The sequence below is a fragment of the Paenibacillus sp. GCM10027626 genome, assembly GCF_042676285.1.
Lineage (GTDB): Bacteria > Bacillota > Bacilli > Paenibacillales > Paenibacillaceae > Paenibacillus_Z.
In genome coordinates, this window is sequence record NZ_JBHTHC010000006.1 from 57,505 (window position 1) to 82,424 (window position 24,920).

Annotated in this window: 18 protein-coding genes and 1 pseudogene; 16 read left to right on the top strand and 3 right to left on the bottom strand. The window is 48.5% G+C overall.

Translation table 11 applies throughout. The features are described from left to right. Positions 1 to 30: 30 nt before the first annotated feature. Both ACFQ0N_RS13375 and ACFQ0N_RS13380 read right to left on the bottom strand, forming a co-directional pair. The gene (locus ACFQ0N_RS13375) at positions 31 to 1,275 is read right to left on the bottom strand and encodes an MFS transporter (protein ID WP_379326786.1); all 1,245 of its coding nucleotides are present in this window, start codon (positions 1,273 to 1,275) and stop codon (positions 31 to 33) included. Between the two features lie 65 nt (positions 1,276 to 1,340). Beyond that, on the bottom strand, positions 1,341 to 1,940 hold the full coding sequence (locus ACFQ0N_RS13380) for a TetR/AcrR family transcriptional regulator (protein ID WP_379326788.1): 600 nt from the start codon (positions 1,938 to 1,940) through the stop codon (positions 1,341 to 1,343). A gap of 385 nt (positions 1,941 to 2,325) precedes the next feature. On the opposite strand from ACFQ0N_RS13380, the gene ACFQ0N_RS13385 reads away from it, so the two are divergent. From ACFQ0N_RS13385 to ACFQ0N_RS13410, 6 genes are all read left to right on the top strand, one after another. Beyond that, positions 2,326 to 4,143 (top strand): sensor histidine kinase, encoded by a 1,818-nt coding sequence (locus tag ACFQ0N_RS13385; protein WP_379326790.1) that lies wholly within the window; start codon positions 2,326 to 2,328, stop codon positions 4,141 to 4,143. Continuing rightward, positions 4,115 to 5,773, top strand: coding sequence for a response regulator transcription factor (locus tag ACFQ0N_RS13390; RefSeq protein WP_379326792.1), 1,659 nt, complete (start codon positions 4,115 to 4,117; stop codon positions 5,771 to 5,773). Before ACFQ0N_RS13385 ends, ACFQ0N_RS13390 begins: the two co-directional genes overlap by 29 nt. Before the next feature lie 99 nt (positions 5,774 to 5,872). Further along, the gene (locus tag ACFQ0N_RS13395; RefSeq protein ID WP_379326794.1) at positions 5,873 to 7,594 is read left to right on the top strand and encodes an extracellular solute-binding protein; all 1,722 of its coding nucleotides are present in this window, start codon (positions 5,873 to 5,875) and stop codon (positions 7,592 to 7,594) included. Positions 7,595 to 7,677: 83 nt separating this feature from the next. Next, a complete protein-coding gene (locus tag ACFQ0N_RS13400; RefSeq protein WP_379326796.1) occupies positions 7,678 to 8,592 on the top strand; it encodes an ABC transporter permease in 915 nt (304 codons plus the stop codon). An 18-nt stretch (positions 8,593 to 8,610) separates the two neighbouring features. Next, positions 8,611 to 9,498 carry a carbohydrate ABC transporter permease gene (locus tag ACFQ0N_RS13405; RefSeq protein WP_379326798.1) on the top strand — a complete coding sequence of 296 codons (888 nt, stop codon included), beginning with the start codon at positions 8,611 to 8,613 and terminating at the stop codon, positions 9,496 to 9,498. 165 nt (positions 9,499 to 9,663) lie between these two features. After that, entirely contained in the window at positions 9,664 to 11,367 is a 1,704-nt protein-coding gene (locus ACFQ0N_RS13410) for a glycosyl hydrolase family 28-related protein (protein ID WP_379326800.1), read from the top strand. A gap of 209 nt (positions 11,368 to 11,576) precedes the next feature. On the opposite strand, the gene ACFQ0N_RS13415 is transcribed toward ACFQ0N_RS13410, so the two are convergent. Then, the gene (locus ACFQ0N_RS13415) at positions 11,577 to 11,948 is read right to left on the bottom strand and encodes a hypothetical protein (protein ID WP_379326802.1); all 372 of its coding nucleotides are present in this window, start codon (positions 11,946 to 11,948) and stop codon (positions 11,577 to 11,579) included. Between the two features lie 297 nt (positions 11,949 to 12,245). On the opposite strand from ACFQ0N_RS13415, the gene ACFQ0N_RS13420 reads away from it, so the two are divergent. The 10 genes and pseudogenes from ACFQ0N_RS13420 to ACFQ0N_RS13465 all read left to right on the top strand — a co-directional run. Then, complete coding sequence (locus ACFQ0N_RS13420) at positions 12,246 to 13,172, top strand: AraC family transcriptional regulator (protein WP_379326804.1); 927 nt, start codon at positions 12,246 to 12,248, stop codon at positions 13,170 to 13,172. A gap of 98 nt (positions 13,173 to 13,270) precedes the next feature. After that, the gene (locus ACFQ0N_RS13425) at positions 13,271 to 14,338 is read left to right on the top strand and encodes a Gfo/Idh/MocA family protein (RefSeq protein ID WP_379326805.1); all 1,068 of its coding nucleotides are present in this window, start codon (positions 13,271 to 13,273) and stop codon (positions 14,336 to 14,338) included. Between the two features lie 3 nt (positions 14,339 to 14,341). Then, a complete protein-coding gene (locus ACFQ0N_RS13430) occupies positions 14,342 to 15,217 on the top strand; it encodes a sugar phosphate isomerase/epimerase family protein (RefSeq protein WP_379326806.1) in 876 nt (291 codons plus the stop codon). A 187-nt stretch (positions 15,218 to 15,404) separates the two neighbouring features. Next, positions 15,405 to 16,331: an ABC transporter permease gene (locus ACFQ0N_RS13435; RefSeq protein WP_379326808.1), complete on the top strand. Its 927-nt coding sequence runs from the start codon at positions 15,405 to 15,407 to the stop codon at positions 16,329 to 16,331. Positions 16,332 to 16,342: 11 nt separating this feature from the next. Then, positions 16,343 to 17,224 (top strand): carbohydrate ABC transporter permease, encoded by an 882-nt coding sequence (locus ACFQ0N_RS13440; RefSeq protein ID WP_379326810.1) that lies wholly within the window; start codon positions 16,343 to 16,345, stop codon positions 17,222 to 17,224. A gap of 64 nt (positions 17,225 to 17,288) precedes the next feature. Continuing rightward, complete coding sequence (locus ACFQ0N_RS13445; protein ID WP_379326812.1) at positions 17,289 to 18,953, top strand: extracellular solute-binding protein; 1,665 nt, start codon at positions 17,289 to 17,291, stop codon at positions 18,951 to 18,953. A 118-nt stretch (positions 18,954 to 19,071) separates the two neighbouring features. After that, on the top strand, positions 19,072 to 20,844 hold the full coding sequence (locus ACFQ0N_RS13450; RefSeq protein WP_379326814.1) for a sensor histidine kinase: 1,773 nt from the start codon (positions 19,072 to 19,074) through the stop codon (positions 20,842 to 20,844). Continuing rightward, complete coding sequence (locus ACFQ0N_RS13455) at positions 20,813 to 22,360, top strand: response regulator (protein WP_379326816.1); 1,548 nt, start codon at positions 20,813 to 20,815, stop codon at positions 22,358 to 22,360. The genes ACFQ0N_RS13450 and ACFQ0N_RS13455 overlap by 32 nt, the downstream gene beginning before the upstream one ends. 248 nt (positions 22,361 to 22,608) lie before the next feature. Beyond that, entirely contained in the window at positions 22,609 to 24,345 is a 1,737-nt protein-coding gene (locus ACFQ0N_RS13460; RefSeq protein WP_379326818.1) for a hypothetical protein, read from the top strand. A gap of 237 nt (positions 24,346 to 24,582) precedes the next feature. Continuing rightward, positions 24,583 to 24,762 (top strand): annotated as a pseudogene (locus ACFQ0N_RS13465) (PD-(D/E)XK nuclease family transposase); the annotation flags it as partial. Between the last annotated feature and the right edge of the window lie 158 nt (positions 24,763 to 24,920).

A 24,920-nucleotide genomic window follows, 5' to 3' on the forward strand; every position in this document is an offset into this window, starting at 1 on the left:
GCAGCTGTAAGCTGGCTGGGCGGATCTTTTTCATTCGGCCGAAGGGACAGTGGCTCTGCGTTTAGCTGTTTTGCTGCTGGCACGAAGCACTAGCGCGGAACCGAGCAGAAGTATGAGCGCTGCCAGCGCATAAGGGTAATTAATGTTAATATCGAACAAAAATCCGGCGACGATCGGGCCGACGATGTTGCCAAGGCTTGTAAACGCTGAATTGAGGCCGGCGACATAGCCTTGCTGCTCTTTGGCCAGCATCGACATCTGGGTGCTGATTGCGGGCCGCAATATATCGGTGGCTAAGAAGACGAGAAAGGTAACAGCAAAGATAAGCCAATATTTATGCACGAATAGCGTCAAGAGAACGAACACACTAGCGGAGAGCAGGGAAGTAAAGATGACTCTCGTTTCTCCAAACCGGCTCATAATCCAGCCAAACGCTGTTACCTGGATCACAGCCCCGGCAATCGAGCCGAAGGTAATGATAAAGGCGATGTCCTTTGTGGTAAAGCCGAATTTATGATCTACAAACAGGCCGAACAATGTCTCGTAATTCGCCAGTCCGAAGGACATGACAAATACGATAATAAGGCTCAAAAAGTAGGGCTCGCGGTAGGAGTACAGCAGCTGGGAGAAAAAGCCGCGTTTGGCCGGCGCATCAGACGTCGGAGCAGTGTTTTCGTCCCCCTCTTCTTTTTCTTCTTCTTCTTCTGTTACACGCACCGATTCCGGCAGCACAATCGCTGTAACGGCCGCTGCCAGCAGCCCGGCGACAGCCGCGGAATAGAACGGAACGCGCAGGCCAAATTCAGCAATATAGCCGCCGATGCCGGGCCCGATAATAAAACCGGTCGTAATGGAGGCGTTAATAAAGCCCATGCCGGTTGCCCGTTCCTCTTTTTTCGTCACGTCAGCCGAGTAGGCCATGACCGCAGGCATAATGAGTGCGCCGCTCACACCGCCGAGCATTCTGGATACGAACAGCAGGACAGGAGAGGTGGCGATGCCGAACAGCCATTCTGACAAGGCAAACACGAGCATTCCCAAAACGATCATCCGTTTGCGCCCGAAGGAATCGGACAAGCGGCCGGCGATCGGCGAGAAAATAAGCTGTGTAAAGGCAAAGGCGGCAACTAGCAAGCCGACGATGCTGCCAGTAACGCCAAGCTCCTCCATAAATTTGGGCAAAATCGGAATGACCAGCCCGATGCCGGTGAACACTAAAAAAAGATTAAGCATAAGGAGCAGCATTGCGCCCCGGTTTTTAAGCAGTAAAGACATATAGACTTCCTCCAAATCCAAAAACAAAATACTGAATATTTATTCTAATTTGTTTGCGAAAAAAGTTAACCTGGCGCTCTAACGATGCCATACAGGAAGACATCCATAGCCAGGCGGTATAGCGCCAGCGTTTCATCGATGGTCAATTTGCGGGAGTGCTGACTTAAGCCAACCAACAGGCTATCCAAAATAATAGCCAGCGATGCCGTATCCTTTTGTTCAAACTCGCCGCGCTCTACCCCCTGCTGCAGCAATTGCCGGTTAAAATCAAGATACCCGTTAACCATTTCGGTCATACGCTCTTCGGCAGCGGATGCTTTTTCGGCGTTGTTAAAAAATTCGTCGGCAGCTTTCGTGAGCGGATGATTCAATTGATCATGCGCAAGATGCTCGCCCAGCCCTCGCAGCTTATCGATAGTTGTCGTATAAATCGGTTCTTGCCGGACCCACGTCTCCTCCCATTCCCGATTCCACTCTTCAATCAGATAAAGGAAAAGCCCTTCTTTGCTTTGAAAATGGTAATAAATATTGCCGGCGCTGCAGCCGGTCGCTTTGACAATATCTTCAATCGATGTAGCTTTATAGCCTTTTTGGATGAACAAGGCGCGAGCTGCATCGGCAACCTTTTTCTTTGTTTGTTCGCTTTGCAGCTTCTTTTTATTCATTGCAAACACCTCGCACAAATACTGAACGTTTATTCAGTATTTTACATGATATGGCCCGTTTTGTGCAAGTACCCGCATAAAGGCTGCTGTTACGACTTACTTGAGCCTGCCGCGCGAAAGTCTCGCGGAGAACGTCCGGTCTGTTCATGGGGCTGGCCTGCGGGAATGTAGACAAGTGAACGGGATTTGAAGGTTTTTTTGCATCTTTTACAAGGAGGGCGAATAAAGCATTCCAGCTATTTTTCTAACTCGCATGGACTGTCAACGGTCCGTCAATCCGTTCTTCCCTGACCGTTATTTCTTGCTGGATAAGAGGGAATACCGTCGAGGCGGCGAAATAAAGGAGTCAGCATAGCAGATCTACTATTGTCGGGAAGGTGTAAAAATGACTGCAATCAAAGTTTTTCTTCTCCGAAACCGGAACAAGTCCATTTTCGGCCGGCTGGTCTTGACGTTCCTTTTGATTATTTCCCCGCTGTATGTACTCAGCATCGAAATGTATCGCTGGGCCATCGAGACGCAAAAGCAGGATATTTCCCATACGATGCTCTCCCAGGTGAACTTTTACGTCGAAAGTCTGGAAAAAGAAATTCAGCGGATCAAACTGCTGCTGTATTACGCAACGGACGACATCAATTTGCAGCAGCTTGCCAATGTCCCTGAATCGCTGGACGATTTCGACAAATCCGTATCCATTCTCCAACTGCAGCAGCGGCTGCTGGCGATTGCGAGCAGCAGCTCGTACATTAAAAATACAAGCGCTTACATTGTGTCGCTTGACAGGGTAGTTTCTTCCGGGACGTACAAAAGCTCAATTCCCGATGAAGAGTTCCGGATCCTGGATTTGAATTCCCGTCATTCCCCGGAAGCGCAGACGGTTTATTGGCAAAATCGCCTATTTATGAGCGTCTCCAGCCTGGCCAGCACCTTCCTTGAATCCAAAGACGTGGTCCGAAAGCACGCGTCTTTCATTCTTTCCGTTGAATTCGACCTTCATGCCCTGGAACAAGCGTTGAAGCAATTCAATGATTACAGCGACGGAGGAGCCGTTATGATCGATCTCAAAAACGGCCTCCAATTATTCAGCGCCAGCAACAAGGAACAAAACGAGAAAATGGCGGAGCTTGTGAACGAGGCGGTCTTAACGGAAAAAAACGGGTCCATGGTAAACGAAATCAAGGATAAGTCGTATTGGTCGGCTTATACAAGCTCCGACTATCTGGGAATCGCCTTGGCCAAGTACATCCCGGAACAAGGCGTTTTGACTCATTTGCAGCGGTATTTCAACTGGTTTTGGGTGTTTACGGTTACGTCTGTCCTGCTGATCGTCCTTTATTCGTTATTCACCTATCGGTTGATCTACAAACCGCTTTCCACGCTGGTGAAATCTTTCCGCAAAGTGGAAAAGGGGGACTTGAACTTCTCCATCACGCATAAAACCCGGGACGAATTCAGGTATCTTTACACGGCGTTCAACCAGATGATGGCCAGACTCGCCGCGCTCATCCAACAGGTGTACCAGCAGAAAATTCTTACCCAGAACGCGCAGCTCAAGCAGCTTCAGACGCAGATCGTGCCCCATTTTCTGTACAATAGTTACTTTATCCTGCACCGCATGGTTATTGACGAGGATCAGGAGAATGCCGCCCGTTTCTCGCTGCTGCTTGGACGTTATCTGAAATTTATTACCCGGAACGCCGGGGAAGAGGTGGCGCTGGATAAGGAAATCGATCATGCGCGGATCTATACGGAAATTATGAGTATGCGTTTTGCTAGCCGAATGAGTCTCGAGTTCGGAACTCCGCCGGACGAATGCCGCTTGATCCGGGTTCCCCGTCTGATCCTTCAGCCGATCGTCGAAAACGCAATCGTGCACGGAATAGAGCGGAAAGCCGCCGGAGGGATTTTATCGGTTTCCTTCCTTAGGGCTGAGGAAGCGCTTGGCATTATCGTAGAGGATAACGGAACCCGAGTAAGCGACGAGGAGTTGGACAGAATGCAGCAATCTCTTATCGAGAAGGCAGGCTTTGATGAAGTGGAAACGACCGGCATCCAAAATATCCACCGGCGGCTTCAATACCGGTTCGGCGGCAGAAGCGGCCTGTCGTTCTCGCGAAGCGAATTGGGCGGCCTAAAGGCCGTCATCAGAATCCCATGGAAAGAAGGGCGGCAACATGATGTACAAATTGTTGATCGTGGATGATGAGCCGTTGATTGTGGATTGGCTTTACCGGCTTTTTGGCGGATTAACGCACTTGGAGCTGGATTTATACAAGGCGTATACGGGAGAGCAGGCGATCGGGTGGCTGAATCGCGCAAAAATCGACATTGTGCTGACCGATATTCATATGCCGGAGATGGACGGTATGATGCTGCTGGAAAATATCAAGAAAAGCTGGCCGCACTGCCGGGTGATCTTTTTGACCGGCTATAACCATTTCGAATACGTATACACGGCGATTCAGCATGAAGGCGTCAGCTACCTGCTGAAAACGGAGGAAGATTCCGTTATCGTCGGCGCGGTGGAAAAGGCCGTTAAGGAGCTGGACCAAAGCTGCAGCAACGCCGAATTGATGAACAAGGTCAGGCAGCAGGTCGGCAGAGCGCTCCCGCTTATGCAGCGGGAATACCTGACTGCGCTGCTGAGAGGGGAGAAATCTGTCCTCCCGGTTACGCAGCAGCAGCTGGACGAGGTGGAAATTCCCCTGCAAGCGGATTCCCCGCTGTTGGTCCTGCTCGGAAGATTGGACAACGTGTCCAAGGACCTGGACCAGACGGAGAAAAACCGGCTTGTTTATTCCGTAAAAAACCTGGTGGAGCTCTACTTGTTCGGCTCCATTCATTCCGCCTTCGCTTATTTTGAAGACTCTTATTTCATATGGCTGATCCAGCCGGCCGATCTGCAAACCGCGCGGGAAAGAATGGTCCTTTTTGTCAGGGAGATGCTCGAAACGGCCCAGAGAGCTTGTATGGAATCTTTGCAGGCGGGGCTGTCTTTTGTGGTCGCCAAGGAGAGCTGCGTCTGGGAGCAGGTCTCCGGGAAATATTATTCGCTCAAACAGCTGCTGAATTATCGGATCGGCTCAAAAAGCGGGATGATCCTGACCGCGAAGGAGCCTGGCGACGGTAATCGGGATGCGGGAGCGGAATTATATTTGAAGAGCGGAAACGGCAAGGCGCTGCTTAATAAGATTGACCAATTGGAAAGCTGTCTGGAGCGGGGGCAGAAGCAGGAGTACTTCGAGTTGTTTTCCGAGATTGCCGTACCTTTGAGCGGATTTCGCGATATGCAGAGCATTCCGGCGCTGGAAATTTATTTTTCGCTCTCTCTGAAGCTGCTGTCGTATATCAACCGGTGGGGTCTGGCTGCCGAAAGCTCGTTTCATGCGAATCTTTATAAGCTTACAAGCGTGGCGGATTTCCGGAGCTGGGACGAAGCGGCGGACTATCTGCGAATGATTTCGGGGGATCTCTTTATGCTGCAGGAGCAGGAACAGGAAATGCAAGAGAAGAACACGGTCATGCAGCTGCAGCAGTATATTTATGACCATATTGGCGAAGATATCTCGCTTGTGAAATTGGGGGAACTGGCTCATTTCAATCCGGCTTACCTGTCCCGGTTGTTCAAACAGATCACCGGCATCAACATTACGGACTATGTGCAGCAGGTCCGGTTAAACAAGGCCAAGGCGCTCCTGGGTGAAAGTCAGATGAAAATCTACGAAATTTCCGCCGCTGTCGGGCTTGATTCCCCAGCATACTTCGCCAAGATTTTCAAAAAGGCGACGAATATGACCCCTCAGGAATACCGGGAGAGCATGGCGAGGACGTAAATAAAACGCTCAAAAGTAAAAATTGTTTTGTGTAAAACGCTTTCATTCCCGGATATAATCAACTCGATACCACACTATACAATGAAAAGGGAGGCTTGTATGAAACACAGAAAAATCTTTAAATTTGCTTCATTCGTCCTGCTGAGTTCTTTGGTGGCCGCATCGGCAGCGTGCAGCTCCAAGACGGCGACGGATCCGCCGGGGGAAGCATCTGAATCCGATTCCGGAAAGCCCGACCCCGGCGAGGGTTCACCATCCGCCGCACTATCGGAAACTGGCGGTCCTCTGGGAAAATATGACCCGGCGATTACGGTGACCAGCTTCCGGGCTGATCTCGGACCCGCTTATAAGTACGGCCCGGAAGAAACGATCGACAACAATGTGTGGACGAAAGCGTATGAAGACACGCTCGGCATCAAGCTGAAGTACGATTGGGTCGTTCCCAGCGAGCAGTACCAGCAAAAATTTGGCGTTGCCATCTCTTCGGGTGAACTGCCCGACGTGTTCGATGTGGATATGAAAAATTTGAAGCTGCTTGCTGATAATGATATGCTGGCCGATCTAACGGATGTCTACGAAAAGTACGCTTCACCGCTCACAAAAAGCGTCATTGAAGGGGACGGCGGTTTAATGCTCGGCACAGGTAAGATCGGCGGCAAGCTGGTCGGCATCCCGGAGACGGCATCGATGCTGGACGGCGCCCTGGTATTGTGGGTCCGCAAGGATTGGCTAGACAAATTAAACCTGCCGGTCCCGAAGACGCTGGATGATGTGATGAAGACCGCGGAGGCTTTCGTCACACAAGATCCTGACGGCAACGGCAAGGCGGATACGTTCGGTATTGCTATCAATAAAGATGCTGTCGGCGGATCGGCCATCGGCGTTTCGGACATCGCTCCAATCTTCTATGCTTTCCACGCCTACCCGAACGGGTGGATCAAGGACGCCTCAGGCAATTTGGTGAACGGGACGATCCAGCCCGAAGTAAAACAAGCGCTGGCGTTTTTGCATGAGATGTACGCCAAAGGTTTGATCGACCGAGAATTCGGCGTGAAAGATGTAAACAAGGTAGCCGAATCTACGACCGCCGGGAAAGTCGGAATGCAATTTGGCGCCATGTGGAACTCCATTTTTCCGCTGAATTCGAGCAAGGAAAATCCGAATGATCCCGCTGACTGGATTCCGGTCGCGCCGGTTTCCTCGGACGAAAAGCCGGTGTTGTCCCTGGTTTCGTCTCCGGTCTCGAACTTCCATGTGGTCAGCAAAGATTTCGAGCATCCCGAAGCGCTGATCAAAATGCTCAACCTTTGGGTGGAAAACACCGTTGGCCCAAATGCCGACAACTATAAATTCGGCACTACGACGGAAGGCAAGGAAGTTTTCAAAATGTCCATGTTTCGCGTTTGGAAACCGAAGCAAAACCTGGAAAGCTACCAAGCGGTGAAGGCTGCGCTGGAGAGCCGGGATCCGTCCGGATTGAATAGTACCGACAAGGCGAACTATGACCATGTGATCGCTTATCAGGGCGGATCGGTTAAAGACTGGGGCTACGCGGCGGTATTCGGCCCGAACGGCTCGCAATCAATCCTGGAGGAAATCGACAGAAACAATCTGACGATGTTCAACGAGTTTTACGGCGCTCCCACGCAAACAATGATCGACAAGACGGCTACGCTAGCGAAGATTCAGACGGAAACCTTCCTGAAGATCATTATGGGCAAGGCGCCAGTCGACGACTTCGACAAATTCGTTGCGCAATGGAAGCAACTGGGCGGCGACGAAATCACCAAGGAAGTGAACGATTGGTACAAAAATAAATAAAAACAGCTCCGCTCAAGGGAAGGAGATTGGCTCCGCCAGCTTCCTTTTCTTTGCCGGGCGGGGGCTGACATGGAGGAGTGGCCATGGAGGCTGTATTCCAAAAACGAAAAAGATGGGCAAGAGAGGCGCCCTTGCATCTGATGATGGTACCGGGTATCGTTCTGCTGCTCATCTTCAGCTACGGTCCCATGATAGGCATCATCATGGCATTTCAAAGATTTAACCCCATCAAAGGCTTCTTTAAATCTCAATGGATCGGTTTCGACAATTTCCAGTTTATCCTGCAAATTCCCGATGTGCGCCAGGTCGTCTGGAATACGGTGTTCATCGCGTTTATGAAGATCGCGGCCGGGCTGATCGTTCCCGTCATTTTGGCGCTGCTGCTGAACGAGTTAAAGTCCAGGTACATGAAACGAAGCATCCAAACGATTATTTATCTTCCATATTTCTTGTCCTGGGTGCTCCTTGCCGGCATCCTGATCGACATTTTGTCGCCTGCAGGCGGGATCGTCAATCAGTTCTTGGGCCTTTTCGGGGCGCAGCCGGTTTTTTTTCTGGGCAACGAGAAGATTTTTCCGTATTTGCTTGTCGTCACGAACGTCTGGAAAGATGCCGGCTTCGGCACCATTATTTATCTTGCCGCTTTGACGGGGATCGATCCTACGCTGTATGAAGCCGCCATTATGGACGGCGCGAACCGTTGGAAGCAGACCTGGCACGTTACACTGCCCGGCATTACGCCGATCGTTATGCTGCTCACCGTTTTGAGTCTGGGCAGCATTCTGAACGCCGGCTTCGACCAGGTGTACAATCTTTACAACCCTCTCGTGTACAGCACTGGCGATATTATCGATACGATGGTGTACAGAATGGGCTTGATCGATACCCAATACAGCTTGGCGGCCGCAGTCGGCCTGTTTAAGTCCGTCGTATCCGTGGTGCTCATTATGGTTTCGTACAAATTAGCGGACAAGTATGCGGGGTATCGGGTGCTATGACCTTTACGGAGGAAATCTATGAATAAACCATTAACTTTTGGCAGGATGGTGTTTCCCATCCTCAACTATGCCATTCTCATAGGCTTCGCGCTGCTTTGCCTGCTGCCGATGGTTCACTTATTGGCTATTTCGCTGAGCAGCGGACCGGCAGCGGCAGCAGGCTACGTCACATTTTTGCCCGTAGATCTCACGTTCAAGGCCTATCAGTTCGTGGCAAATAAACCGGAGTTTCTTCGTTCGATGGGCGTCTCGTTACAAAGAGTGCTTATCGGCGTGCCGCTGGACATTTTTTTAACGCTATTAATTGCCTACCCGCTTTCCAAGGATGAACGCACGCTGTCTTTCCGCAAAGGGTACATCACCTTTTTTATGATCACGATCCTGTTCGGCGGCGGCTTGATTCCATGGTACATGGTAATTAAAATGACCGGGCTGCTGGACAGCATTTTCGCGCTGATTTTGCCGGGAGCCGTGTCGGTGTTCAATGTCATTTTGCTGTTCAATTTCTTCCGGAACCTTCCCAAGGAAATCGAAGAGGCGGCATTTATCGACGGGGCCGGCCATTGGTATGCGCTGTGGAAAATATTCGTACCGCTTTCCATGCCGGCCATCGCTACGCTGATTCTGTTCACTGCGGTAGGCCATTGGAACAGCTGGTTTGACGGGATTATTTTGATGAACCGGACCGAGCATTACCCTTTGCAAAGCTATTTGCAAACCGTCATCGTGCAAGAGGGGCTGCAGAAAATGATGACTATACAGGATACCGCGCTGATGCAGGAGGTGTCCAACAGAACGAACAAAGCGGCGCAAATCTTTATCGGGGCGCTTCCGATTCTTTTGGTTTACCCATTTTTGCAACGGTATTTTATGAGCGGAATCGTGCTTGGAAGCGTTAAGGGCTAATCCCCCCCATTGCCGGCCGACGATGCGCTCTCCTCATGCAAAGACTGCGCCAAGTATGCGAAAACCTTGAGAGCATCAGATTTTCCGGCCGCTGCAGCGCATCATGATGTTTCCTTCATTTGATAGCGATGAAAACGTGATCTTAAAACAAAGGAGACGATCGAAATGTCAACCGAAACGAATCAAGAAGAAAAAAAGGTTGTCAGCAGAAGAAAATTTCTCGCATCTCTGGGCATGGCGGGGGTTGTCGCCGCTTCCGGAGGCTTGCTCCGCACTGCCCATGCCAGCGATCTTGTTGGTGAAGATGTGTCCGGGAAATCGTCCGGCGACATCGAGCACATGATAGAAAAGGCGCTTGGCGCCAATCAAATTCGGATCGTTACCATTGCCGAATTGCGCGCCATCGTCAAGAATCCGCCGGTAAAAACTTTATTTTACGTCAAAGACCAAGGGCAAGAAGGAGTTTTCCGGTATGACAAAGCGGATGCGGAAACGGCGGACAACACGGGGACTGTGCTGGTGTCGGCTTCAGGCGCCCGTTTCAAGCGTGTGTTCGAAGGTGCGCTCAATATTAAATGGTTCGGCGCAAAAGGCGACGACGTTGCGGATGACACGCAGGCGATCCAGAAATGCATGAATGCCGCGAAAAACGGGACAGTGTACATTCCGGAGGGCCTTTACAAAGTCACTTCCCCGATCCGGGTGCCCGAATTGACGTCCGTCTGCGGGGATGGTTACGCTTCGAAGCTGCACGGCCATGCCTGCGATTGCTTGTCGTTCGACCTCTCGAACGGCCTGTCGCCGATCGTGGTGGAGAAGTTTGCGATACTCGGCGATGAAGCGGCGGATTATACGGCGATTGTTGTGCCCGGCGCACAAACGCTTCAGCGGACGACGGGGATTACGTTCTCCAATATTTACATCGCTTATTACGGGACGGGAATGAGTTTGCGCGGTTTGTGGCATTCGAGAGTTTACGGCTGTTACATGAATGAGGTGTGGGACGGCATCAAACTAATCGGACAGTCGGTCAAAAACGTGATCGACAGCTGCCAAATCATTCGAGGAAGCGGATCGATCCAAAAGAGCGGGGATTCCACCGCCATTTATGTGGATTCGGCTTTTGACTATGCGCCGGGAAATACGGAGCACCGTCCGGAGGACGTCAACATTACGAAGACGCTTACGTTCGGCTTCGATATTGGCGTGAACTGGTCCCGATGTCTTTATGGCGCGATCAAAGAATGCGACCTCGATTATTGCGGCAAATACGGCATCTATTATATGCAGACCGAGGGCGGATTGACCATAAGCAACAACTGGATCGCTTTGACCGAGAGCAACGCCCTTGCGGGCATTCGGGCGGAAAATATGAGCGCTCCGGGTACCTCCGCTCACTGTTTGATCCAGCATAACACGATCGGCCATTACGTCGGTACGAACGTACAGTGCAAAGGGATCAGCATCGGCTGGAATCAGAACAATACGATCATTGACGGCAACCATCTTACTAATATGGTAACAGCGGACATCCACGTGGATTACTGCCGAAATGTTCATGTTACAAGAAATACGCTCACTTCCGCCGTGGAAAGCTCCATCCAGGTCGACAGCACGCAATATCCGGTGTATGTGAATGATAATCAAACCGCTGGAAAGATCGTGTACAATCCCAATACGGAGCAAATCATGATCAACAACCGGTTCGTGAAGAAGAGCGTGCCCGCCGGGGGCGTATGGTCGAAAGGAGATGCGGTTTACAATACGAAACCGGAACCGGCAAACGGTAAAGTCGTAATGGGCTGGTATCGGGTAACGGACGGAACCGGCCATGTTGAAGGGACGGACTGGATCGCATTCGGCAACTAAAGCTTCTAATGCCGCACATTGCGGCCGGCATGCGCGAGAGCATGGCAAATCCGGCGATGAACGCGACTAGCCTCCGGCTGTCAGACGGGCGAAGCGAAGTTTTGCGGCTGCCAGGAGCTCCGAAAAACTTCGCTGCCGTCGGTTGCACGGGATGAAAAAGGCGCTGGTGCAAGCGTCCAAGACCGCCATCCGCCAAATAATTTCGCTGCCTACCGCTCGCCATTCCTTACGCACTCAAAAAGCCTCTCGGCGGCCGCCGCCACAGACACGGCTGTATCCGGTCCCATGGAATTGGTTTCCTCATAATGGCTTCTTCCGAAGGCGTCCACGCCTCTTTCCGCATAGGGGCGGGAGGGATGTACGAAGAAATCGTTGGGAGGAACGATATAGCCGATCATATCGTTGGCGAGCCCGAAAATAAGGAGATCGTCTCTTCCGGCAATTTCCTGCAGCGTCCTCGGGTTCCGCTTCTCCGGCGCCGCCGCCAGCCCCGCCTCGGCAAAGCCTCCTTTCGCCAGTTCAGGAAAGAGTTCTCCAGGCATAAGAAGGATCGGCACATCCCCGAGGGAAAGATAACTCACCTCCGTAGGCTCCGTTGACATATCTATTGCGCCATTAGGGTAAAAAGTTTTAATTAAGTTTACATTCGCATCCTTAATGTTATAGTATTGTGTATCATTATGACGAACCTAGTCGCTTTCGCTAGAATACTTTAGTCTTTCTTGTATTAAGAGTACAATAGAAAGCGCATGCAGTCTTTGCACTGCGTGTTTCTCCTATTGAATTAATCCTCTTTATTCGCAAGCGAAAATGCTCATGTTTAGAAAAAATAATTGTACATTATCGACATTCAATTAAGCTGCGGGGTGGGCGGGTACATGTTCGAGGATCGGAAAGCCGTAAGAAAAGGGGCAAAATTTCATTTTGACAATATTTATTACAACAATCCTATCTCCTACGACGCTATCCTTCTCTATCAGGTTGGCGATCTTGGCAGTAGCTCCGGATTTTCGATTGGGGGTCATGATCAGTTTTGTTATGAGATTAGCTACATCGCTTCGGGCAGCGGTTATTACTGCAGCAACGACAAAAGCTATCCGGTCAAAGCCGGAGACATTTACATAAGCTTGCCAGGTGAGCGTCACGACGGTCATGCAGATGCGAGTGATCCCTTCCGATATTATTATATCGGCTTCGGATTTGATGCATCGAGAAGCGAGTACAGCAGCTTTGCCCAGGTTCAGCGGATGCTCGACCAAGTGAAGATACCGATAACCACGGATAAATTCGGAATCGAAACGGCTTTTAGGGGCATTTTCAACGAACTGATTAATCTGAGGGAATACTCGGATGCGCTGATTAAATCCTATATCTATCAACTTATTTTCCTCACCTATCGAAGCTTCTTCGACAGTTGGGAGAAACAGTATTCCCGTCAGTATGAAACCGATGTGAACCACGGGATCATTTACGAAATCATCCACCATATCGACAGCAATCTGGAGAACGGAACCATAATTAAGCTGCCCCAGCTCGGAGAGGCGCTTGGCTACAGCTATTCCCATCTTTCGCACCTTTTTTCACAAAAAACAGGCCACACCATCAAACAGTACTTTAATCGCAGACGCTTTGAAAAGGCGTTGGAATGGCTCAAGGGGTCAACCTTAAGTGTTACGGAAATTTCCGCAAAGCTGGGCTATCAATCTATTCATACGTTCAGCAAAGCGTTCCGTATAAACTACGGATTTTCCCCAACGGACTACCAACAAATGATCGGCAATCACAAAAAAAGAACAATAGATTAACGGTTATGGCTAAAGACACCTCCGGCGGCTTCCTGTTACGATTCGAGTGAGAAGCAAGCTACCCCATTCACTCAGAAGAGGAAAGGAAGAAGCCATCTATGAGCAAGCTGAGAGTCGGTATTATCGGTACAGGAGGTATTGCCGAGATTCATATGAACTCCTACGCCGCCAATCCGGATGTCGAATTATACGCGATTTGCGATCTAGTGGAAGAGCGGGCCGCCAAAAAAGCGGAGCAACGTGGGATTAGCCGCATTTACACGGATTTCCGTCAAATGTTGAATGACCCCCAGCTTGATGCCATAAGTATCTGCACCCCTAATAGTGCCCATGCACCAATATCCATTGCCGCTCTTCAAGCTGGCAAGCATGTACTGGTCGAAAAACCTCTATGTATAACAGTCGAAGAGGCATTAGAAGTAGAGAAGGCAGTACGGGCAAGCAATTGCGTACTGCAGGTCGGATTTGTACGCCGATATGGCAACAATACGAAACTTGTGAAACGATTTATCGAAGCAGGAGAAATTGGCGAAGTTTATTACGCTAAGGCCTCATGCTTGCGCAAAATCGGCAACCCTGGAGGCTGGTTCTCTGACCAGAAGCGGTCAGGAGGGGGGCCGCTGATCGATCTGGGTGTGCACGTCATCGACCTATGCTGGTATTTGATGGGCAGACCGAAGGTCAAATCGGTGAGCGGCAATACGTATAAGAAGCTTGGTAACCGCGCCAATATTCAGAACCTTGCCTACTATAAGTGTTCGGATTACGATCCGGACAAGAACGATGTCGAGGATCTAGCGAATGCGATGATCCGTTTTGAGAACGGCGCTTCCCTTCTCGTAGACGTTAGCTTCTCCCTTCATGCGAAGCAGGATGAAATTACGGCCAAGATCTACGGGGAAAAGGGCGGCGCAGAGCTTGAACCCGAACTGATGTTGGTCAGCGAAAAGCATGATACGATTCTGAACATCACGCCTCAGGTAGATAATCTTGCCTTCGATGGTATTCAGAGCTTCGCGAATGAAATCAACCATTTCGTCGACTCGTGCCTCGGCCGAATCCAAACGCTCAGTCCCGTAGAAGACGGCGTGGAAATGATGAAAATATTATGCGGTATTTATGAATCGGCGAGGATCGGAAGAGAAATTCATTTCGAGGGGGAATAGCGGGTGAAGCTGACGAACAAAATCGGCGTGATCGTCGACAGCTTCGGCGTCGGTGTGCGCGAAGGGTTGAAGAATGCAGCAGAAGTCGGAGCCGAGGGTGTTCAAATCTATGCGGTTAGCGGAGAGATGGATCCGGCCACCTTGTCGACCACAGATCGCAAGGAGCTTAAAGCATATATTGATTCAATGGGGCTGGAAATCGCCGCTCTATGCGGCGACCTCGGAGGGTATGGCTTTCAGGATGCAACGGTAAATCGTGAGAAAGTCGCGAAGTCGAAGCAGATCCTCGATCTGGCCCTGGACCTTGGCACGAACATCGTTACAACACATATTGGCATCGTGCCTGAGGAATCGCATCCTTACTATCAGCCGATGCTTGAAGCTTGCGCAGAGTTAGCTGCATATGCAGCAGAGAGAAATGCTTATTTCGCGATTGAGACCGGCCCTGAAACCGCCTTGCACCTCAAGACGTTTCTGGACAAGCTAAGCTCCAGAGGGGTTGCCGTCAACTTCGACCCCGCGAACTTCGTTATGGTTACCGGGGACGACCCTGTGCAAGGGGTTTATACCCTCAAGGACCACATTGTGCACACGCATGTCAAAGACGGCCTCAAGTTCCACGACTTCGTGGATCCAATAGCCATCTACGGCTTCCTCGGGCACAAAGGCATGTCGCATGAGGAGATTTCCGATATGGCTGCCGCAGGAGAGGCTTTCCGTGAGGTGCCGCTCGGCGAAGGTAGCGTCAAGTTCGACGACTTTTTTGCGGCGCTTTCGGAAATTGGTTATACAGGTTATTTAACCATCGAACGCGAAGTTGGAGACAATCCGAAGGCTGACATCCACCGAGCGGTCGAGTTTATTAAGAAATTTCGTTAGCTTGGCAGCAACAAGCACGCGAGAAAGGCTGTGAGATCAGAGGTCGTCCTCTGATCTCACAGCCTTTTCTTTTGCAAAAAATCTGTCCGTGCACATTCTCAGTCTCTGAGTGTACATTTTCCGACAGCGAGGCATGGTATATTTAGTCCAAGAAAACGCTACCATTACATCAGAAAGGAGTCATCACATGTCTCTGCCTTATCGAAAAAAGACATTATGGATGAGAATCGTTCAGCACCGCACCTTATATTTGCTGTTCTTGCCCATTGTCGCTTATTACATCGTCTTTCGTTATTGGCCGATTGGACTGGCCTGGGTCGTCGCCTTCAAAGATCTGCAGTTAGGGAGCGGCACATTTGCAAGTCCGTGGGTCGGACTAGACAATTTCCGAATGATGTATACCGACCCAGTCTTACCGACAGTCATCAGAAACACGGTGGAAATCAGTCTACTGCGTATTGTATTCGGTTTCTTTCCGCCTATCATTTTGGCTATCATTTTCCATGACTTGGTCACAAAGAGATTCAAAAAATGGATGCAGACTCTTGTGTACATCCCCCACTTTTTCTCGTGGGTTATCGTGTTCGGAATCGTATTCGGTTTTTTCTCGGTAGGATCTGGCTTCATCAACAATACGCTCAATTTTTTCGGGTTTGACCGCCATGAGTTTTTACTGGATGAAAGCTGGTTTCGTCCCATATTAATCAGTTCCGGTATATGGAAGGAAGTAGGTTGGAGTACCATCATCTACTTGGCCGCATTAGCGACGGTTGATCCTATGCTTTACGAAGCAGCCGTTATGGACGGTGCAGGACCGATGCGGCGGTTATGGCATATAACGCTTCCAGGAATAACGCCCGTCATTACTTTTGTGTTGTGCTTAAGCCTTGGCAACATTCTCAATGCAGGTGGCGAACAGATTCTATTGTTCTACAATCAAGCCGTACTAGCTGTCGCGGACGTGATCGATACTTGGGTATATCGTGAGGGACTAGCAAGTCTACAGCTCAGCTTGGGTGTTGCAATGGGATTATTCCAATCGTTGATCGGGATGATTCTTGTGCTGATCAGCAACTATTTATCCAAGAGATTTACCGGCCGTGGAATCTGGTAGGAGGCAAACTTATGTATTTTAGATCTAGATCGGAAACCTTGTATCAAGTCATCCTGCATGTCATTGTTATTATTGTAGCCATAGCTTCCGTATTTCCGCTCATTTATGTTCTTGGCATGTCACTAACGACACAGCCCGAGCTGATCGCGCGCCATTATTTCGTAATCATTCCACACGAACCTACGCTCGAAGCGTATAGACGGATCATTACCTCTCCGTTAATATGGAATTCTTTCCTTATATCCGTGATCCGTAGCGTAGTCGGTCCGCTTCTAACCTTGGTGTTTACGCTGATCGGCGCGTACGTGCTGTCCCATAGAACTTTGCCTGGACGGAACGCAATGCTATTCTTTATTCTTGCGACAATCCTGTTTGGCGGCGGGTTGATCCCGACCTACCTGGTCGTGAAAGACTTGCATTTAATCGATTCGCTATGGTCGCTCATCATTCCTGGGCTAGTTGATAGTTTCGGCCTACTCGTTATTAAAATTTTCATCGAAAATCTGCCGGATGGCTTAATGGATTCCGCTAAAATTGACGGAGCCGGTGAAATCCAAACCCTAGTCCATGTAGTCATTCCGCTTGCAGCCCCAGCCTTGGCCGCGATTGGCCTGTTCGGCGTCGTAGGCCACTGGAACAGCTGGTTCGATGCGCTCATTTACTTGAACGATGCCAACAAGTACCCACTACAGCTTATATTGAAGAATATGCTGACTGGGCAGGTGATCGGTGACCAATTCAGGGAAACGATTATTCTGGATTCGGCGCGAATCACTCCGGAATCGATGAAGATGGCGACTGTAATTTTCGGTATTCTCCCTATTTTATGTGTGTACCCGTTTCTGCAAAAGCATTTTATTAAAGGGATGTATTTGGGTGCGGTAAAAGGGTAGGTTGTGATGAGATTTCCTAAAGGGAATCTCCTACAATATAATAAATATGAAAAGGGGTCGTTCAATGAGGAACAAAGGAGTACAAGTCTCACTAGCAATGGTATTGCTGTTATCACTGTTACTAAGCGCATGCAGCGAGGGCAAGGACAAAACGGCCGACAGCAGCACGGGTAATTCCGTAAACGGTACAGAGCCATTGAAGGAACTGACGTTTCCCGACGCTTTTCCGGAGGTACCGAAGGCCGTTGATCCGGGAAGCTACGATTATGACGACATGAGCAAGCACTATGATATCGAGGTCGCACTGGTCGGCAATACGAATACGCCGGCATCGGAAGACCCAATCGCCGACTATTTGAACAAACAATTGAATATTTCACTCAAACTAACGAATATGGCTTCCGGTGATCTGATCAACAAAATAACGGTTCGTTTCGCATCAGCGCAACCGCCGGACTTGACTTATATCGGAGATAAAGATGTAGCCTTTTCGCTCTATAAACAAGGCCAATTGGTCGACGCACTGGAAGTTCTCCCTTACATGCCGCAGATGATGAACTATGTAACGAAGGATTTCAAGAACTGGTCAACACTAGACGGCCATATGGTCGGCATTCCGCGCTATTCCACATTTCCCCCGAACTGGGGCCTTTTCATCCGACAAGATTGGCTCAAGCAGTTTGGCATGAGTATGCCAACGACCGAGGATGAGCTGTTTGCTTATGCGAAGGCTGTCGTGGAAAAAGACCCTAATAAAAACAACAAAGCCGACACTTACTTTATGGGGACCGGCGCGAATGGCCAAGGCTTCGGCATGATGGATGCTTTAAGAGCCATGTATGGCCATACGAGTTGGAATGTCGTAGACGGGACAGTCAATCATCCTATGCTTGACGGTTCAACCAAACGATACCTGGAGTTCGTCAAAAAATTGAATGATAACAAGCTGTTATCGCCTGACTGGTACACGATCGGCTGGGAACAATTTAAATCCTATACGCTGAATGACCAGATCGGTATGGTTAATTATCCAGGTTTCAACCTGCTGGCTGAACAATACACGGCAAAGAAGAACGATCCGGAAACACTGGATTACTGGGCCCCGATTCAGCCTTTAAAATCAAACGACGGTAAGGGCGGCATGAACTTACCTACCGGGGCTCCAGAAGGCTTGTACCTTATTTCCAAAGAAGCAGCAAAAGATCCGGGTAAATTAAAACGGATCGCGCATTTCCTTGATTCGGTTATCTATCCTAACGTTAATTATTGGGCTCCCGTGCAGGGTGGCGGACCGGAAATTTATCCGGATCTGGTAAAGGTCGAGAAACATGACAACGGCACTTATACGATCATCAAGGATCCCAAAAACACACCGATCGATAATCAACCGGAATTGAAAGGAGCTGGCGACTGGCAAAATCTCGCTTACTCCCTGATTTGGGAAGTACACCAGCAATCCGACCTCATTCCCTATAACGAACTAGGGGACAAATATAATCTGGACGTTATGGCGATGCCGCGGTATAAGAACTATGACATGTTCCTCACTTTGGATGGCCCAACCACGAATCGGTTAGGGGAGTTTATAAAGAAAAATGAGATTGCTTTCGTCCTCGGTAAGAGAAGCTTTGACGAGTGGGATAAATATGTCGATGAATGGAAGCGCTCAGGCGGCGATGCTTTAATAAAGCAAGTGGCTGAACAGTTGAAAGTTTCCCCGCCGAAATAATTATTATTATTTACATTTAATGTACTTACTGGAAAAGGTGCATCTTGTTGATGCTCTTATCCAGTAAGTATACTTATGTTAAGGGGTAACATTAGTTTAACCGAATGGAGAGGAATGGATGATAATCGGGAAGAAGATCAGTTCGCGGATGAAGTTAATCCTGCTGTTAATCATCCCGAGTACGCTTCTCGTAGCTGTCGTCATTTATGTCGCGCAGCATCAAACTGTTCGCTATCTGCGTCAAACACAGGTCGAAGCGCTAAGCGGAATGAGTCGTCAGGTTGCATACCTAATCGAGAAGCAAATGGACGATGTTGTACTTAACATGCTTGAGATCGAACAAACGGCCAGTAAAGATAAGGCACCGGACAAACTGCTGGAATCGATGAATACGCTTATTCGGATTCGCAGCGATTTAATTCGTGGGATCGTATATATCGATCAGCGAGGTTCTATAACCGGATATCCCGAGCACTTCTGGGGATATTTCTCCGAACAGGAGCAGAAGCTAATCCAAGAGCAGTCTAAGGAAGGCAGCCCCACCATCGCCTGGTCCGATCCATTTCGTTCTAGCATAGGCCGCTTAAATGTTTTTAGCCCTGTCAGCATCATTAGCAAAAACGTCTATGATGAGAACGGCGTTTCCATCGGCAAGCTGGCGTTTGTTGTGGATTTGACTTACTTTCTGCAGGGTAGTGCCGCTTTCACAGGCAATTACGATACACAGACCTTATTGTTCGATCGTAACAACCAGCTGATCGATACATTGACCATAAGCAGAGATAATCCAAATCAGCCGACCAGCTACAAAGACAAGCATATCCAAACGCTCCCGGAAGCACTGAAGTACTTCTCAGGCAATAGCAAGTACTACGCGACAACTAAATTATCAGATCATCCGAACTGGAAAATCGTTATTGTCGGAGATGTACAAAAGTTAGAGCAGCAATTCGATCCTGTCATCCACTTAGCTATCCTCGTTTGTACTATCGGTATCGCTGGACTCGCGCTCATCTATATTATAGTCTCCTGGTGGTTTACGCGGCCGATCCTAGTAATATCTCGCGGTATCCGAACGGTCGCTAAAGGGGATTTGGACTATACATTCCCCATCATTCGAAAGGATGAATTTGGCGAACTGGCGCTTGAGATCAACCGGATGATGCGAACAATCAAACAATTGATCGTTGATTTGACGGCGACGGAAGAGAAAAAGCGGCAGGCAGATTTTCAAGTTCTGCTGTCGCAGATCAACCCTCATTTTTTATACAACACGCTGAATACGATCGATATCCTGATTGATTTCGGAGAGAAAAGAGAACTTCATCAAGTGATGTCCGCATTGACAAGGCTTCTGAAATATGGCTTAGACCGTGCGACGGATTTGCGTCCGCTTCATGACGAATTGCATAACATCAAAGATTATTTATACATTTTATCAATTCGCTATGGCAACCGATTCACATTCAACGTGGTCGATCCAGGTGAACTAACCAATAGCATGGTATTAAAGCTTATCCTGCAGCCGATTGTGGAGAACGCCGTGTTCCACGGCCTCCATCCGCTCACAGATCGCGCTGGAAGGCTAATGGTGACAGCTGTGGCAGAAGGAAATGACATCCGAATTGTGGTGGAAGATAATGGCGTTGGTATGGCGAAGAACAAAGTCCTAGGGTTGCAGGCTACATTTGAGCTGGAAGGAATGCCGCAGGAGAATAACATAGGGTTACAAAATGTAAATAGGCGAATTCAGCTGTATTATGGCTTGAACTACGGCCTGCAGATTGACAGCGAGGAGGGTGTCGGCACGACCGTAACGGTTAGGCTCAAGATCCAGAAGGAGAAGGAGGAAGAGCAACATGCACGAAGCGATCACACTGATGGTCGTTGATGATGAGCCGTTGACTAGACGCAAATTGCGCAGCTTTAGGCTTGCCGAGCATGGCTACAAGATTATCGGAGAAGCTGAAAATGGTGTTCAGGCGCTTGAACAAATAGACAGGCTCAAGCCGGATATTATACTCGCAGATATCGGGATGCCGGTCATGGATGGGTTAGAGCTTTTAATGCAAATTCAGAAGCGTAACGAGCCGCCAAAGGTTATCATGCTAACCTGTTATGAAGACTTTACCAAAGCTCAGACTGCTATCCGTTTAGGGGCTTTCGATTATTTAACAAAGCTTCTACTCAGCGAGGAGGACCTTCTTAGAGGTTTGGACAAAGCAGCACGTCAATTACGCAAGGAGCGAAATGCTGCGGAACAAACGATCCGCTTCATGCTGCAAGAGCTAATCTTATTTCCATCGGAGCGTATACTATCGCAACTTCAGCAGATTCCATTTAAGCCGCGCCAATTCGCATTGGCAACGATCCGTGCCGATTTGACAGCCGATCAATGGCTAATTGCTAGTTATCCCTTATTGGAAACCGTGTGCGAACCTTATCGCTCCATCGTCATACGCATGCCAGAACGCCTATGGAGCATCCTATTTGTTTCATTCGCAGAAAACGACACATGCAATTTCCATAGCTGGTGCGCCCAGCAATGTTCTTCGTTTAGCTCTATTATGAGTGGTTCGCTGGAACGGAATCATTATTTGATGTCATTCATCCCAGTCCGATACCGTGTAATGGAATTGTTCAAAGCGTATAAGGAGAGCGTTGAATTATTCGACTCCGGCTTTTATTTAGATCAAGGGAAGCTGTTGCAGGAGCATGACAACAGAACGTTTGCCGCTGACAGCATCAAACCGCTTGAGTCAAAAACTGAAAGCATTCGGAAAGCGGTAGCAGAACGGGATTATAAGGAGGCTTCATCCGGCATTCGCGAATGGTTGGAGCTGACCAAGCAATTACAACCGCATCCAGATCACATCAAGGAACTAGGCAAGGAAATCGTTATTATTGTTGCTGGCCATGTTGGAATGTATGGAAGCCACTACGAACCACTACTTCTCGAACTTAAGCCATCGCTAATAGGAAGATTAACTACGGCTCTGCATCATTCTGAGGTATTCGACGCCATGCAAACGCTTACTGAATTTGTTCATTTATTGAACAGTTCCCCCCTAACAATGCGTACGGAAATCAAGAAGGCAATCCACTACATTCATAAACATTATCGCGATATTGATATCACTTCTGCGGCTGAATACGTCAATCTAAGTCCAAGCTGGTTTAAAACATTGTTTCGTAAGGAAACTGGAGTGAGCTTTCATGAGTTTGTTCAATCCTATCAATTAGAAATGGCTAAACAGCTCATGGTAACGACGGACATGAAGGTGTACGAAGTGGCCGAGGCTGTCGGCATCACGAATCCCCGTTACTTCTCACGGTTGTTTACCAAAAGCTTCTCCGTGCCGCCCCTTGACTACCGCAAACAAAATGGATCCCTCTTCATTCCTTGAAGCTGGGGCCATTTTGTTTTGTTTGAAGCGTGCAACTCATGTAACCGAACAGTGCACATGGTTTTTCAATAAAATCTATCTGTGCACATTTACAGTCCCTGAGTGTACATTTTCCGACGGCTAGGCATGGTACATTAATTAAAGAAAGCGCTAACATTTAATGAGGTTATCAAGGAAATATTTGAGGAGGTGATTAAGGAAGTTGGTTTTCTTGTTCAAATGAATTTGTAGAGGAGTGAGTTATAAACATGAAGAAAATCACAAGTATGCTGCTCATTGCTGCATTTGCGGCAACATTTCTTTACACTCAGAATGAGGCTGAAGCGAAGAAAGTGTCAATTCCACCAAGGCCCAACGGCCCAGTGCAACAAATGGATGTACCCTTCCCTATTGGGGTGTTCTGGATTCAACCAGCTGGCGATATTACCGACGCCAGTATGGAAGATATCAAGAATATGAATGTTAATTTTCTTGTCCCTCATAATGGCACGAATAGCTTCGCTACGAATGATCGAGTCATGGATTTTGCTGAAGCTCATAATTTGAAGGTAATGGCCTTCGATGAACGCTTCAATTATCAATTCACCAACAAAAGTGAACCTTTATCCGAGGAAGTACTCTCAGCTCCTCAAGATAATGTAGATCATTACAAGGGTAGACGAGGATTGTTGGGTTACAACATTGTTGACGAACCAACTGGCTATGAGTCAATTGATAATGTAGCTCAAGTACAGGACTTATTCAGGTCGCATGATCCAGATCGTATGACCTTCGTCAATCTGAATGGTTACTGGGATACTTTTGATCATACGGGGTATTCGAAAGATGTATCGGGGGAATTTGCAAAGCCAGATTCTCCGATTGGTCAAAGCTTCCGGACAATGCCGGACGAGAAGAAAATAACGTCCATTCAAGTGTGGCTCGACTTTAATCAATTCAAGGATGATGAGAAGTTAACGATGAGCATCTGGGATTCTCCCAAAAAGAAGAAGCTTATCGATAGCAGCACACTCACTCCGGAATCAGCCAGATTATTCACAACGTTTAATTTTGATGCGAAGGTCAAAGAAAACACCAATTATTACTGGGAGATCGTCCATGAAGGCGGGGGCGACAACAGTGTCGGATGGATCGTACGGTCGAAGGATGATGAGGACTGGTATCCGCAGGGAACAGGTTATGTGCAAGGGACACCATTAAATTCAGACTTCTTCTTCTTTATCAATTCTTCTTTCTATGAGAACTATGTATCTCAATGGGCAAGTAAAAACCCGGATATGTTAAGCTTCGACTATTATCCGTTCGGGCATAACGGCAGTATCTATGAACACACCTATAGAACCTTGGAAATTGTGCGGCGTCAATCTTTGAAGCATAATCTGGACCTATGGTCTTATATGCAAACCGTTGGAACCGAATCGATGCGAGTGCCGAATGAAGGCGAGATGAGATATAATCTCTACACGAATTTGGCTTATGGCGTCAAAGGAATCATCTACTTCACCTATGGTACGCCACAGATTCCAGGTTTCCAAGATGGGTTGCTTAATTCGAATAATGAAAAAACAAACAAATATTACTATGCGCAGCAGAATAACGCGGAGTTGTTACAGTTGGGAGAAACCTTGAAACAATTAACTTCGCTAGAGGTATATCATACAGGCAGCACAATACCCGCGGCAACGAACCGCCTTCCGGCTAAATCGGCCGTTCAACCTGCGGATGGCAACGAGCCCTATATTATCTCTTATTTCGAACATCAGAATGGGGATCCCTATGTTATGATTGTGAATCGGGATTTCGACAATGCGAGAGTGGGTACGTTTACGTTGAAACATAAGCCTAAATGGATCAAAGAAATATCGAAAGTAGACGGGACAGCCGTTGATACGAACTATGACAAGAAAACCGGGCAACTGACGCTTTCCTTCAAACAAGGTGAAGGCATCCTTCTGAAGCTTCCTGCAGGTTATGATCTAGACTAATTCTGATTGAAAAGATTACCTTCTCAGATGATGAGGATACCGCAGACGTTGGGCACCCTGCCTGACGTCTATTATCATATTAAAACCCGAGAGCCCTTTCTGTAGACAATCACGGGTTTCATATTAGGATTGCGCGAAATGTGACCGGCCTATGGCGCGTTTATCCTCATGTGCGCCGAGATGAGCCTCGCTAAGCCATGATCGGATAGCTGACCTTCCTACCACCGTACGTTTCGGATACGGTGGTTCAACCGTTTACGTGCAATTGACGAAGATGCTCTGATTGAGATCATCTTGATGAATCCCTATACAGACAAAGATTCTCCTCGAGACAAGCAATCCATTTTTGACATCCAAGCTAAGACGGCTGAGGGGAAACTTATCAATGTCGAGATGCAGCGATTTAATAAATATGACAATGCGCATGGTGAGCAAGGGCATCTCCTAGAGCGATCAGATCGCTCGGAAGATGCTCTTTTCATTTTGCTACCACGGAAGCATTTCAAGCGTTTCTCCCTCTCCTCACTCTTGGCCCTCAAAAAACGCAAATAAAAAAATCCCTTACGTATCAAGGG

Bases quoted from the DNA above. Each gene is read 5' to 3' on its own strand.
- ACFQ0N_RS13375 (WP_379326786.1), bottom strand. From the start codon at position 1,275: ATGTCTTTACTGCTTAAAAACCGGGGCGCAATGCTGCTCCTTATGCTT.
- ACFQ0N_RS13380 (WP_379326788.1), bottom strand. From the start codon at position 1,940: ATGAATAAAAAGAAGCTGCAAAGCGAACAAACAAAGAAAAAGGTTGCC.
- ACFQ0N_RS13385 (WP_379326790.1), top strand. From the start codon at position 2,326: ATGACTGCAATCAAAGTTTTTCTTCTCCGAAACCGGAACAAGTCCATT.
- ACFQ0N_RS13390 (WP_379326792.1), top strand. From the start codon at position 4,115: ATGATGTACAAATTGTTGATCGTGGATGATGAGCCGTTGATTGTGGAT.
- ACFQ0N_RS13395 (WP_379326794.1), top strand. From the start codon at position 5,873: ATGAAACACAGAAAAATCTTTAAATTTGCTTCATTCGTCCTGCTGAGT.
- ACFQ0N_RS13400 (WP_379326796.1), top strand. From the start codon at position 7,678: ATGGAGGCTGTATTCCAAAAACGAAAAAGATGGGCAAGAGAGGCGCCC.
- ACFQ0N_RS13405 (WP_379326798.1), top strand. From the start codon at position 8,611: ATGAATAAACCATTAACTTTTGGCAGGATGGTGTTTCCCATCCTCAAC.
- ACFQ0N_RS13410 (WP_379326800.1), top strand. From the start codon at position 9,664: ATGTCAACCGAAACGAATCAAGAAGAAAAAAAGGTTGTCAGCAGAAGA.
- ACFQ0N_RS13420 (WP_379326804.1), top strand. From the start codon at position 12,246: ATGTTCGAGGATCGGAAAGCCGTAAGAAAAGGGGCAAAATTTCATTTT.
- ACFQ0N_RS13425 (WP_379326805.1), top strand. From the start codon at position 13,271: ATGAGCAAGCTGAGAGTCGGTATTATCGGTACAGGAGGTATTGCCGAG.
- ACFQ0N_RS13435 (WP_379326808.1), top strand. From the start codon at position 15,405: ATGTCTCTGCCTTATCGAAAAAAGACATTATGGATGAGAATCGTTCAG.
- ACFQ0N_RS13440 (WP_379326810.1), top strand. From the start codon at position 16,343: ATGTATTTTAGATCTAGATCGGAAACCTTGTATCAAGTCATCCTGCAT.
- ACFQ0N_RS13445 (WP_379326812.1), top strand. From the start codon at position 17,289: ATGAGGAACAAAGGAGTACAAGTCTCACTAGCAATGGTATTGCTGTTA.
- ACFQ0N_RS13450 (WP_379326814.1), top strand. From the start codon at position 19,072: ATGATAATCGGGAAGAAGATCAGTTCGCGGATGAAGTTAATCCTGCTG.
- ACFQ0N_RS13455 (WP_379326816.1), top strand. From the start codon at position 20,813: ATGCACGAAGCGATCACACTGATGGTCGTTGATGATGAGCCGTTGACT.
- ACFQ0N_RS13460 (WP_379326818.1), top strand. From the start codon at position 22,609: ATGAAGAAAATCACAAGTATGCTGCTCATTGCTGCATTTGCGGCAACA.